Below are 12,180 nucleotides of genomic sequence, written 5' to 3'. Positions count from 1 at the left end.
ACAAAACGACCTCGATGGTAACCGCAACTACCGCCGATCACCCATTCGATCACCGGCCCCCGGGACCACGGCCGGGGCACGCGCGCCCCATTCGCCTCACGCGCCCAGGGCACTCCTGAGCCGCGCGGGGTCCACACGCCAGAAGGTGTGCTGCGCCCCGTCGACGAGCACAACCGGAATCTGCTCCCAGTACGCGCGGTGCAGCGCCTCGTCCTGAGTGATGTCCTTCTCCTCCCACGCGGCACCGGTCTCGGCGCAGACGCTCTCGATCACGGCCCGGGCGTCGTCGCAGAGGTGGCAGCCCGGCTTGCCGATGAGCGTGACGAGCGGCGGGGAGGAGGGGTCGGCGCTGCGCGGGGACTTCCCGCGCCGGAAGAGAGGACTCATGCATCCATTCTCCGCCCACGTGAAGGCGGCTGTCCGCCGCCGTTCCCCAGAGTTCACACCCCGGCATCCCGGCGTGTCGGGCGGGACCGAACAGACTGGCTATGCTCACGACATGGCCGTACTGGGATGGCTCACCCCGCGTAGGCGCTCGGCGACAGCCCGCAGCGTGCTGGCCGGCGAGGCCGCAGCCGAGGCAGCCCGCAAGTCCGAGCGGGAACTGGCGGAACTGGCACAAGCGGAAGCGGAAGCGGAAGCCCGGGGCAGGACGAAGCCGCCCTCCCCCTCCTCACCCGCCACCCCCCGCGAACCGGACTTCCCCGTGGTCGGGGACGACCTGGCGGCGGCCTTCTTCGACCTCGACAACACGGTCATGCAGGGCGCGGCGATCTTCCACTTCGGACGGGGCCTGTACAAGCGGAAGTTCTTCCAGCGCCGCGACCTGGCGCGGTTCGCCTGGCAGCAGGCGTGGTTCCGGCTGGCCGGGGTCGAGGACCCCGAGCACATGCAGGACGCGCGCGAGAGCGCCCTGTCGATCGTGAAGGGCCACCGCGTCTCCGAGCTGATGACCATCGGCGAGGAGATCTACGACGAGTACATGGCGGACCGCATCTGGCCCGGCACGCGCGCGCTGGCCCAGGCGCACCTGGACGCGGGTCAGAAGGTGTGGCTGGTGACGGCGGCGCCGGTGGAGACCGCGACGATCATCGCGCGGCGGCTGGGTCTGACGGGCGCGCTGGGGACGGTCGCGGAGTCGGTGAACGGCGTGTACACCGGCCGCCTGGTCGGCGAGCCGCTGCACGGCCCCGCCAAGGCGGAGGCGGTACGCGCCCTGGCGGCGGCGGAGGGCCTGGACCTCTCGCGCTGCGCGGCGTACAGCGACTCCCACAACGACATCCCCATGCTGTCCCTGGTGGGCCACCCCTACGCCATCAACCCCGACGCGAAGCTGCGCAAGCACGCGAGGGCGCGGGAGTGGCGCCTGCGGGACTACCGCACGGGCCGCAAGGCGGCGAAGGTGGGGATTCCGGCGGCGGCCGGTGTGGGTGCCCTGGCGGGCGGCACGGCAGCGGCGATCGCCCTGCACCGCCGCAGGCGCTGACCCCCCGCGCCCTCATTCGGCCGGGGGCCCGCCCGCGGGCAACTGGACGACCACTCACGCAGTTCCCGCCCCTACCAGCCCGGCTCGTTACCTGCGGCCCGGCGGTACGTTGCTCGCGCAGCTCCCCGCGCCGCTTGAGGGCCCGGTGGTCGTCTGCGGGTTGTCTGTGGCCGAGCGCGCAGTTCCCCGCGCCCCTAGGCAGTTAGGGCCGCGGGGAACTGCGCGAGCAACCCACCACGGCCCGCAGACGAACACCGAGCCCCGAAGGGGCGCGGGGAACTGCGCGCTCAGCCACCCACGGCCCGCAGAAGAACACCAGGCCCTCAAGGGGCGCGGGGAACTGCGCGCTCAGCCCACCACCGACCCGCAGACGGAAGAAGCACCCCCAGCGGGCCGGGGCCGCAGGTCCCGCCCCGGGGTGCAGGGGGCGCAGCCCCCGCTCGGGGGTTTGGGGGGCGGAGCCTCCAGAGACCTCGGCCACCCCCCCCGGAGGGTTCAGGGAAGAACCGGGGAGGTGCCCCGATCCGGGACCACATACCCGCCCCCACCCCCCACCAGTCCCCCACCCCCCACTCGGCCACATCCCACCCCCCAACCGATCAACATCGATCACCAACCCACCCCCACCCGCTCACACTCCGCTACCCATTCCGCCCCATAGAGGTAACAGAAGCGACGGAATCGACGATTTGAGCAACTGGGTGTAGCGCTCCCTGCACGAAGCGTTATTCTCCTCAGACGCATACCGGAACCCACACATCGCCACGGCGGGTGAACGGTCCCGCACTGCACGTGATGGAAGCTCTGCCTCTGGGAGTCCCGTGTACCCACACGTCGGGGTTGACGCCTCGGGCCTGGCTACGCTGCGCGCGGCGGTCGTCGACCGTCTGCGCGGCTTCGTCCCCACCGCGTACGCCACCGCCCCCGCCTTCGCCACCGCCACCGCTTCACCCCTCGGTGCCTGCTACGCGCTGGCCGAGGGCGGTGCCGCGGTCGGAAGACGGAGCGGCGGCCGCAGCACGGGCACGTCCGCGACGCCGACCGCCCGCCGCCCCAGCGCGGACAGCGACAGCGCCCGCATGATGGACCTCGTCGAACGCGCCCAGGCGGGCGAGGCCGACGCCTTCGGACGGCTGTACGACCAGTACAGCGACACGGTGTACCGGTACATCTACTACCGCGTCGGCGGCAAGGCCACCGCCGAGGACCTCACCAGCGAGACCTTCCTGCGCGCGCTCCGCAGGATCTCCACCTTCACCTGGCAGGGGCGCGACTTCGGCGCCTGGCTGGTCACGATCGCGCGCAACCTGGTCGCGGACCACTTCAAGTCGAGCCGTTTCCGCCTGGAAGTGACCACAGGCGAAATGCTCGACGCCAATGAAGTGGAGCGCTCGCCCGAGGACTCCGTCCTGGAGTCGCTCTCCAACGCCGCGCTCCTCGAAGCCGTACGCAAGCTGAACCCGCAGCAGCAGGAGTGCGTGACCCTGCGCTTCCTCCAGGGCCTCTCGGTCGCCGAGACCGCCCGCGTCATGGGCAAGAACGAGGGTGCCATCAAGACCCTCCAGTACCGGGCCGTGCGCACCCTCGCCCGGCTCCTCCCCGAAGACGCCCGCTGACGCTCCCCGACGCCCGCCGGGCCGCTCCCCCGTCCCCACGGGGCAGCGGCGCCTCCGGAGCCCCGCCCCGCTCCCCCGGCACCCCGACAACGCACGGTCCGTGAGCGCTCAGCGCTGCCCCGATCACGCTGTGGTCCGATCATCCTTCGTCCGTAACCCAAGTGCCGCGTCTCTCGTTGTGCCGGATGCAGGCTCCCTGTGGTCACGTCATGTTCACTGCCGCTCACTCGATCGTGTGGATGTGCTCAAGACGTGCAACCTTCCAGGCCCCTTGGGGAGTCGACCGTGATGACGAGAGGAGGTGCCGCCAGTGATCGCGAACGTATCGGCGCACCGGCGGGCGAACGCCTTCGCCCAGGCCCTGGAAGAAGCCTCGGCGGCCCAGCAGCCACCCGCCACCCCGGCCGCCCAGGCCGAACAGGCGGCGGAAGCCGACCTGTTGACCCTGGCGACCGTCCTCGGCGAACTGCCGAAACCCGAACTGGACCCGCAGGTGAAGGTGGAGCAGCGGGCACTGCTCGTCGCCGCCATGGAGCAGATGTTCGCTTCTGGTGGCGCCGCCGACCCTCAGGTGCCCGAGCAACGGGCCGGCCGGGGAGCCCACCGGGCGGCCCCGCTCCGGAAATTGCGCCCCCGCTCCCGCTGGTCGAAGGGCATCGCTGCGGGCGGCCTCAGCATCGGTGTGGCCGCGGGCGCGTTCAGCGGCGTGGCCGCTGCCAGCTCCGACGCCCTCCCCGGTGACTCGCTCTACGGGCTGAAGCGCGGCATGGAGGATCTCAAGCTCAACCTGGCGGACGACGACGCCGACCGCGGCCGGATCTACCTCGACCAGGCCTCCACCCGGCTCAGCGAGGCCCGCCGCCTGATGGAGCGCGGCCGCGCCGGCGACCTCGACCACGAACAGCTGAGCGAGGTCCGCCGCGCCCTGAGCGGCATGCAGCACGACGTGACCGAAGGCCACCGCCTCCTCCACGCCGCCTATGCCAAGGACGGCTCGCTCGGCGCCATCGCCGCCCTGTCGTCGTTCGCCTCGGCGCACCGCGACAGCTGGAGCAGGCTGCGCGACAAGCTGCCCGCCCAGCTCACCGACGTCGGCGATCAGGTCACCTCGGTCTTCGTCGCCATAGACCAAGAGGTCGAGCCGCTGCGTTCGATGCTCCCCCCGCCCAAGACCCGAACCCATGGGCGTACGGACACGACGCACCCCGGCCAGGCAAGCCACACGGCCCGCCCGGCCCCGGCCCCCTCGTCCCCGGCGCACGGCACGGCGAGCGGCGGCGGCACCAAGTCGCAGCAGCCCACCACCCCGGGCACCAAGCCCCACGAGGGGCTCATCGGCGGCAACACCGGCGGCCTGCTCGACCCGCCCGCCAAGAGCGCCCCGCCGACCTCCGGCACCACCCCGGCCAAACCGCCGGTCCCGGACGTCACCCTGCCCCCGCTGCTCCCCGGCCTGCTCCCGGGCCTCGGCATCGACGGCGAGGAAGCGAAGTAACTCCACCGGACACAGTTGTGGGGCGCGCCTTGTGCGAAGGTGCGCCCCACAGCCGTAGGACCGGCCGCTAGAAGAACACCGACCGCCGCTGCACCAGCAGCTTGTACAGCGTGTGCTGGATCTGCTCCCGCACCTGGTCCGTCAGGTTGAACATCAGCATCGGATCCTCCGCCGCCTCCGGCGGATATCCGTCGGTCGGGATCGGCTCACCGAACTGGATCGTCCACTTCGTCGGCAGCGGCACAAGACCGGCCGGCCCCAGCCACGGGAACGTGGGCGTGATCGGGAAGTAGGGGAAGCCCAGCAGTCGCGCCAGCGTCCTGGCGTTGCCGATCATCGGGTAGATCTCCTCGGCCCCGACGATCGAGCACGGCACGATCGGCGTCCCGGTCCGCAGCGCGGTCGACACGAACCCACCCCGCCCGAACCGCTGGAGCTTGTACCGCTCGCTGAACGGCTTGCCGATGCCCTTGAAGCCCTCCGGCATCACCCCGACCACCTCGCCGCGCTCCAGCAGCGCCTGCGCGTCCTCCGCGCAGGCCAGCGTGTGCCCGGCCTTGCGCGCCAGCTCGTTGACGACCGGCAGCATGAACACCAGGTCCGCCGCGAGCAGCCGCAGATGCCGCCCCGCCGGATGGTGGTCGTGCACCGCCACCTGCATCATCAGCCCGTCCAGCGGCAGCGTCCCGGAGTGGTTGGCGACGACCAGCGCCCCGCCCTCGGCCGGAATGTTCTCGACGCCCTTCACCTCCACCCGGAAGTACTTCTCGTAGAAGGGGCGGAGCAGCGACATCAGGACCTGGTCGGTGAGCTCCTCGTCGTAGCCGAACTCGTCGACCTCGTACTCGCCGGTGATCCGCCGCCGCAGGAAGGCGAGCCCGCCCGCGATCCTGCGGTCCCAGTGGGCCCCGGGCCGCTCCCGCGCCTCCTCGCCGCCCGTCCGCCGAAGCGCGGCGGCTTCAGCGGCCCCCTGCGGGTCTTGGCCGCCCGGGGGCTCCTGGGCGGCCCGCGGGCCCCGGGAGTCGCCCTGCCGGCCCGGCAGGGCGCTCACCGGAGCGCCAGGCGCGTCCGGGGCCCCGCCTCGCGGGCCGCCGGGGCGGCGGCGGGCCGGGCGCTGCGCGCCACCGCGCGAGCGGTCGTCGTCGAACGGAATGACCTTGGCGTCCGCCATCGTGCTCGATCTCCTCATTCCGCGCCGGGAGTGGACAAGGGGGAAGGGGTCGCCGCGCCGCCGGTGAACGGCCGGAAGGGCAGCGCCGCCACCCCGTCCACGGCCCGCGCCAGCGCGTCCGGCGGCAGCAGCCCGGGACCCCGGCTGCGCGCGAAGTCGGCGAAGGTCTCCGCCGTCGAGTACTTCGGCTCGAACCCGAGGGTCTCCCGCATCTGCACGGTGCTCACCACCCTCCCGTGGGTGAGCAGTCTGATCTGCTCGGGCGAGAAGTCGCTCACGCCCACCGAGCGCAGCGCCGAACCCACCCAGCGCACCGCCGGGAGCAGCACCGGCACGGTCGGCCTGCCCAGGCGCCGCGAGCACTGCGAGAGCAGCAGCACACCGTCGCCCGCCACGTTGAAGGTGCCGCTGTTGAGCGTCCCGCGCCGAGGCTCGTGCGAGGCGATGCGCAGGACGTCGATCACGTCGTCCTCGTGGACGAACTGCAGGCGCGGGTCGTAGCCGAGGACGGTCGGCAGCACCGGCAGCGAGAAGTACTCGGCGAGCGGCGAGTCCGCGCCCGGCCCCAGGATGTTCGCGAACCGCAGCACGCACACCGCCACGTCGGGACGGCGCCGGGCGAAGCCGCGCACATATCCCTCGACCTCGACGGCGTCCTTCGCGAAGCCGCCGCTGGGCAGCGACTTCGGCATCGTCGTCTCGGTGAAGACGGCCGGGTCGCGCGGCGCCGACCCGTACACGCTGGTGCTCGACTTCACCACCAGCCGCCGCACCGACGGCGACTTCTGGCACGCGCCCAGGAGCTGCATGGTGCCGATGACGTTCGTCTCCTTCACGGACGTCCGCCCTCCGGCCCCCAGCGGGGTCCCGGTGACGTCCATGTGCACGACGGTGTCCACGGCGTGCTCGGCCAGTACGCGCGCGATGGCGGGCTGCCGTATGTCCGCCCGTACGAAATCGGCTCCGCCGAGATGGTGGCCGGGTGGCACGGCGTCCACGCCGATCACCCGGTCCACCTCCGGATCACGCTGGATGCGCCGTACGAGACGGCCTCCGAGCTGCCGGGCCACTCCGGTGACGAGCACGACCTTCCCCAAGATCAGCGCCTTCCTTTGGCCTGAGTTGCACCCTGGGCGCCACCGTAGCGGCTGAAGGTCGCGAAGGGACGACCGCGTGGTCGCCCAGGACGCGGAGAGCCGAACGAAAAGGCCGTCGCGAAGCCCGTCGGGAAGTTCCCCGTAAGGCTGGCCGGAATGGACACGGCCCGGGAGGACGGCCCGCCGGAAAGGCATGCGGGACATGCGGCCGGTAAACGCACCGCAGCCCTCCCACCAGGACGGTGGAAGGGCTGCGGGTTCACGTACAGCTGCCGCTTACTTCTTGTTGCGACGCTGAACGCGGGTGCGCTTGAGCAGCTTGCGGTGCTTCTTCTTAGCCATCCGCTTGCGCCGCTTCTTGATAACAGAGCCCACGACTACCCTCGCTCACTTCTCTTCACTCGGTGCGGGGCGTCTGGGCCCACACGACCTACGAGGGGCTAGCCTACCCGCCCGAGCGCAGAGGTCGTAACCGAGGGCTCCGTCAGGCTGTCTCCACCCCCACGAAGGACTCTCGGAGGTACTCCTGCACCGCCTGTTCGGGGACCCGGAAGGACCTGCCCACCCGGATCGCCGGCAGATGACCGCTGTGCACCAAGCGGTACACGGTCATCTTGGACACGCGCATCACCGCGGCTACTTCCGCCACGGTCAGGAACACGACCTCGTTCAGAGGCCTCTGATCAGCAGCCATGACCCACCTGTACCTTCCGCACCCGACGCGCACCGGCTTCCCCTCCGGTGACTCTTCGTCGCTGTGCGCTCACTCCCCAGACTAGGGGCGGGTGGTGCGAGTGGGGAAGAGGAGCTGCGCACGGCCGCCTACCGTGACAGACACGCTCGATTGAGTACATAGCGCGTAAGCGGCCGGTAGTAATCAGACCGCACAGCGTCATCAAGTGGAACGGCTACGGACACGCGCCCCTCGGCCTCCCCGACGAACAGCGCGGGATCGTCCGTATCGGCCAGACCGACCGCCTCAATACCCAGCTGACCTGCTCCGCAGACCCATCCGTGATCGCCGACGACCAGGTCCGGAAGCCGTCCGCGGAGGGTCGCCGCGGCCCCCAGGGCGACCCGTACGGGCAGCGGGGAGTGGGTATGTGCGCCGGTCGCACTCCCGGCGCTCCGCGCGCCGGGTTCCCGCACCAGCGCGACTCCTCGTACGTAGTCAAGGTTGTACGTGCGTACCCCGAACCGGGTCGTTATGTCGACACATCTCCCCTGCGCCGGGGTGAGGACATCACATCCCGCCGCCGACAAAGCGTCCGCGAGAGCGGCGTAGAACCCCAGGAGCCGGTGCGGATGCCCGGTTCCGAAGAGTACGGCTCCGCGCCGCGCGGCCACGTCGCGGATCCGGGCGGCCAGCGCGTGGAGCCCGGCGAGGGTCCGCTCCGGGTCGATCACATCGGGCCCCGACACATGCGCCGGATCCGGGCTCACCCCGCACCTGTCCGCCATCAGCCGCAGCAGGTCCCCCTCGCCCCACCCCCCTTCGGGGTCGAGTCCGAGCGTGACGCGCGGGTCCCGGGCGGCGAAGAGCCGATAACTGCGCAGACTCTCCTCCCGCGAGGTGGCCACGGTCCCGGCCAACCGAGCAGCCAACAAATGCGCCCGCAGCGCCCCGGTACTCAACACCCCCCGATGCTCCCGCACCACCCACCCCCCGGGACCAAAACGCCCCGGAGAACGCACAGTTGGCGTAACGGGGGGGCGTGGTCTGCCGGGGGTTCGCCTGCGACCGGGTGGCGGTTGCCCACGCCCCCAATCCGGCCCGGGCTTCGTCTACAGCCCGGTGGTGGCTTGCTCGCGCAGTTCCCCGCGCCCCTATCGGTACGTCCGGCCGCTGCAAACCGGTTCCTCTGGCGGGCGGGGGGGTGGTTCCGGGCCGAAGGCCCAGGACTTCAGGGCGCGGAGAACTGCGCGAGCAACCAAGCACGGTCCGCAGATAGGCGCACAGCGAAGCTCGGGGGCCGCAGGCCCCGCCTCGGGGTCCGGGGGCGCAGCCCCCGGCAGGAGACCACCTCAACACCCCACTCCCCGGAGGGTCGAGGGAAGGGGCGGGATGGGGAAACACCCCCTACGCCAGCAACCCCCGCAACGGAAACACCGCTCGCCGAGTAGCCAACACAGCCTGATCCAACCGATCCGCCGGGTCATACCCCGACTCCCAGCCCCGCCACAACACCCCCCGCCCATCAGTCATCCGTCCCGGCCCCACCTGCCGCGTACGAGCGAACACCTCATCCCGCCACGAAGCGGGAATCACCGACTCCGGCGGCACAGCCGCATGCGCCGCCACCCCCACCAGATGCGTCCAGGACCGCGGCACGACATCGACCACGGCGTACCCCCCGCCCCCGAGCGCCACCCACTTCCCACCCGCCACATGCTCATGCGCCAGCGCATGGCACGCCTCCTGCACCGCCCGCTGCGCGTCGAGCGAGACCGCCAGATGCGCCAGCGGGTCCTCGAAGTGCGTGTCCGCCCCGTGCTGGGACACCAGCGCCTGGGGCCGGAACTCGGCCAGGAGCTCCGGCACCACGGAGTGGAAGGCCCGCAGCCACCCCTCGTCCCCGGTCCCGGCGGGCAGCGCCACATTCACGGCCGTCCCCTCCGCGCCCCCGGTCTCCTCCGGCCACCCCGTCCCGGGGAACAGCAGCCGGGGATGCTCATGGAGGGAGATCGTCAGCACCCTGGGGTCGTCCCAGAATGCCGCCTGCACCCCGTCCCCGTGGTGCACGTCCACATCCACGTACGCGACCCGCTCGGCCCCCAGCTCCAGGAGCCGCGCGATCGCCAGCGCCGCGTCGTTGTAGACACAGAACCCCGAGGCCGCACCCGGCATCGCGTGGTGCAGCCCGCCCGCGAAGTTCACCGCGTGCGCCGCGTCCCCGCGCCACACCGCCTCCGCGGCCCCCACCGACTGCCCGGCGATCAGCGCGGACGCCTCGTGCATCCCGGCGAAGGCGGGATCGTCCACGGTCCCCAGCCCGTACGCCTGGTCGGCGCGCCCGGGATCCGCCGAGGCGGCCCGTACGGCCGCCACATAGTCCTCCCGGTGGACGAGCCGCAGCGTCGAGTCCCCGGCCGCGGGCGCGGCCACCACGTCGACGGCCCGGTCCAGCCCGAACGCCCGCACCAACCCCATGGTCAGCGAGAGCCGTACCGGGTCCATCGGGTGGCTCGGTCCGAAGTCGTACGCCGTGACGGCGTCATCCCACATCAACAGTGCGCGGCCGCTCATGCCCGCCACCGTATCGGGCCCCTTCCGCGCCGAACGACCGGGCGTACACCAGGGTCAGCAGGACCAGCACCATCGGCACCAGCATCGCGCCCCGGTAGCTCCACGCGTCCCCGAGCCCGCCGACGAGCGGAGAGCCGACGAGGAAGCCCACGTAGTTGAAGATGTTGAGCCGCGCGATCGCCGCGTCGGAGGCATGCGGGAAGAGCCGCCCGGCCGCCGCGAACGTCTGCGGCACGATCACGCACAGCCCGAACCCGAGCAGCGTGAACCCGAGCATCCCCACCCACGGCCCCGGCGCCACCGCGACCACCGCGAACCCGGCCCCCGCCAGCACGGTCCCCAGCCGCACCACGGCCACCGCCCCGAACCGCCGCACCCCAAGGTCCCCGACCGCGCGCCCGAGCAGCGCCGTGATCATGTAGACGTTGTACGGGACGGTCGACAACTGCTCGGAGCTGCCGAGCACGTCCTGGAGGTACTTGGCGCTCCAGTTGGAGACGGTCGAGTCACCGATGTACGCGAAGGACATCACCAGGCAGAGCGGCAGCAGCAGCCGGAACACCACGGGCTTGCCCCCCGGGGCTTCCCCCGCCGGCCCGGAGACCGCCACGCCGACGGCCGCCGCGCCGACCTCAGCCGCGACCTCCCCCGGCTCCCCGTCCACGTACCACCGGCTCCCGGCCAGACACACCGGCGCCAGCACGATCACGACGGGAAGACAGGAGACGAGCAGCGAGAGATCCCAGTGCGCCCCCGCCCAGGCGAGCGAGGCCCCGATGATCCCGCCGAGGCTGTACGTGGCGTGGAAGCCGGTGATGATGCTCCGCCCGTACGCCCGCTGGAGGCTGATCCCCAGCATGTTCATGGAGGCGTCCAGACCCCCGACGGCCAGCCCGAACACCCCGAGCGAGAGCGCCGCCTGCCACATCCGGTCCCCGGCCGCGACCCCGAGCAGCGCCAGCATCACCACCGGCTGCACCCACCGCAGCACCGCACTCGGCGCGACCCGCTTCACCAGGTACTCGGTCGTGACGCTGCCGGCTCCGGCGAGGATCGGCACGGCGGCCAGGAACACGGGCAGCAGGCCGTCGGATATCCCGTACCGGTCCTGGATCGCCGGGATCCGGGTCACCAGGAGAGCGAAGGCGACGCCCTGCGCGAAGAAGCTCAGCGCCAGGGACGCCCGGCCGTGCCGCAGGCGCGCGTCTGTCATGGCCGCTGAGCTTAGGGCCGTGACTTACCCCTGGGTAGATGGATCACCCGAGCAATCCGCGCAGTTGTGCCATGTCGGAAAAGAAGGCGGTGCAGCCGTGGAGCCGCTCCTCGGGCGTCATGGCGGTGAACCCGTACACATCCATTCCGGCGGCCAGCGCTGCCTCCACGCCGAGCGGACTGTCCTCCACGACAGCACACCGCTCGGGAGCGACACCCATGCGCTCGGCCGCGTGCAGGAAGAGATCCGGCGCCGGCTTCCCCCGCCCGACGTCCTGCGAGGAGAACACCCACTCCTCCTCGAACCACTCGTCGAGCCCGGTCGTACGGTGTCCCACCCGGATCCGCTCATGGCTGCCGGAGGAGGCGACGCAGTACGGCACGCCCTCGGCCACCAGCTGAGCGAGTACGTCGGTGACCCCGGCCACCGGCTTCAGCTCGCGCTCGAAGGCGGCGAAGACGCGGGAGTGGAAGATGTCGTCGAAGTCGCCCGGCAACACCTGCCCGGTCCGCTCCTGAACGAGATCGTGGACGCGGTGCATGGCGGAGCCCATGTAGTCGCGGATGGAGTCCTCGTACGAGGTCGGGTGACCGAGTTCCGTGAGGTACTCGGCGAGGATGGTGTTGGAGATGGGCTCGCTGTCGACGAGCACTCCGTCGTTGTCGAAGATGACGAGGTCATAGCGCATGGTTCGACCCTAAGCGCCGGTAAACGCAGAAAAGCCCCGTACCGGAGACCGGTACGGGGCTTTTCCCAAAATTTGTTCGGCGGCGTCCTACTCTCCCACAGGGTCCCCCCTGCAGTACCATCGGCGCTGAAAGGCTTAGCTTCCGGGTTCGGAATGTAACCGGGCGT

At 71.3% G+C, this 12,180-nt stretch carries 12 protein-coding genes and 1 rRNA gene; 3 read left to right on the top strand and 10 right to left on the bottom strand.

Annotation, left to right across the window (positions count from 1 at the left end):
* Window positions 1-96 precede the first annotated feature (96 nt).
* A complete protein-coding gene (locus ACZ4MU_RS30985; RefSeq protein ID WP_406555518.1) occupies window positions 97-387 on the bottom strand; it encodes a glutaredoxin family protein in 291 nt (96 codons plus the stop codon).
* 112 nt (window positions 388-499) lie between these two features.
* Between ACZ4MU_RS30985 and ACZ4MU_RS30980 the strand changes: the two genes are divergently transcribed.
* The 3 genes from ACZ4MU_RS30980 (at window position 500) to ACZ4MU_RS30970 (ending at window position 4,597) form a co-directional block, all read left to right on the top strand.
* Window positions 500-1,486 carry an HAD family hydrolase gene (locus ACZ4MU_RS30980; protein WP_467882859.1) on the top strand — a complete coding sequence of 329 codons (987 nt, stop codon included), beginning with the start codon at window positions 500-502 and terminating at the stop codon, window positions 1,484-1,486.
* 821 nt (window positions 1,487-2,307) lie between these two features.
* A complete protein-coding gene (locus ACZ4MU_RS30975) occupies window positions 2,308-3,102 on the top strand; it encodes an ECF subfamily RNA polymerase sigma factor, BldN family (RefSeq protein WP_358836241.1) in 795 nt (264 codons plus the stop codon).
* Window positions 3,103-3,412: 310 nt separating this feature from the next.
* Window positions 3,413-4,597, top strand: coding sequence for a DUF5667 domain-containing protein (locus ACZ4MU_RS30970; RefSeq protein ID WP_467882857.1), 1,185 nt, complete (start codon window positions 3,413-3,415; stop codon window positions 4,595-4,597).
* A 67-nt stretch (window positions 4,598-4,664) separates the two neighbouring features.
* On the opposite strand, the gene ACZ4MU_RS30965 is transcribed toward ACZ4MU_RS30970, so the two are convergent.
* The 9 genes from ACZ4MU_RS30965 to rrf all read right to left on the bottom strand — a co-directional run.
* The gene (locus ACZ4MU_RS30965; protein WP_467882856.1) at window positions 4,665-5,768 is read right to left on the bottom strand and encodes a lysophospholipid acyltransferase family protein; all 1,104 of its coding nucleotides are present in this window, start codon (window positions 5,766-5,768) and stop codon (window positions 4,665-4,667) included.
* A gap of 14 nt (window positions 5,769-5,782) precedes the next feature.
* On the bottom strand, window positions 5,783-6,865 hold the full coding sequence (locus ACZ4MU_RS30960; protein WP_467882855.1) for an NAD-dependent epimerase/dehydratase family protein: 1,083 nt from the start codon (window positions 6,863-6,865) through the stop codon (window positions 5,783-5,785).
* Window positions 6,866-7,141: 276 nt separating this feature from the next.
* Complete coding sequence (locus ACZ4MU_RS30955) at window positions 7,142-7,240, bottom strand: 30S ribosomal protein bS22 (protein WP_003948845.1); 99 nt, start codon at window positions 7,238-7,240, stop codon at window positions 7,142-7,144.
* 109 nt (window positions 7,241-7,349) lie between these two features.
* Complete coding sequence (locus ACZ4MU_RS30950; protein ID WP_344078925.1) at window positions 7,350-7,559, bottom strand: helix-turn-helix domain-containing protein; 210 nt, start codon at window positions 7,557-7,559, stop codon at window positions 7,350-7,352.
* 128 nt (window positions 7,560-7,687) lie between these two features.
* Window positions 7,688-8,503 (bottom strand): phosphatase, encoded by an 816-nt coding sequence (locus tag ACZ4MU_RS30945; protein WP_467882854.1) that lies wholly within the window; start codon window positions 8,501-8,503, stop codon window positions 7,688-7,690.
* Window positions 8,504-8,945: 442 nt separating this feature from the next.
* The gene (locus tag ACZ4MU_RS30940; RefSeq protein WP_467882852.1) at window positions 8,946-10,112 is read right to left on the bottom strand and encodes an acetoin utilization protein AcuC; all 1,167 of its coding nucleotides are present in this window, start codon (window positions 10,110-10,112) and stop codon (window positions 8,946-8,948) included.
* Window positions 10,081-11,325: an MFS transporter gene (locus ACZ4MU_RS30935; RefSeq protein ID WP_467882851.1), complete on the bottom strand. Its 1,245-nt coding sequence runs from the start codon at window positions 11,323-11,325 to the stop codon at window positions 10,081-10,083. The genes ACZ4MU_RS30940 and ACZ4MU_RS30935 overlap by 32 nt, the downstream gene beginning before the upstream one ends.
* Window positions 11,326-11,368: 43 nt before the next feature.
* Window positions 11,369-12,013 carry an HAD family hydrolase gene (locus tag ACZ4MU_RS30930; protein WP_467882849.1) on the bottom strand — a complete coding sequence of 215 codons (645 nt, stop codon included), beginning with the start codon at window positions 12,011-12,013 and terminating at the stop codon, window positions 11,369-11,371.
* Window positions 12,014-12,087: 74 nt separating this feature from the next.
* Window positions 12,088-12,180, bottom strand: a 5S ribosomal RNA gene (rrf, locus tag ACZ4MU_RS30925); the annotation flags it as partial.

The organism is Streptomyces sp. NPDC026377 (assembly GCF_055567715.1).
Note: the sequence above shows the minus strand (reverse complement) of the source record. Positions and strands in the feature narration are given on the sequence as shown.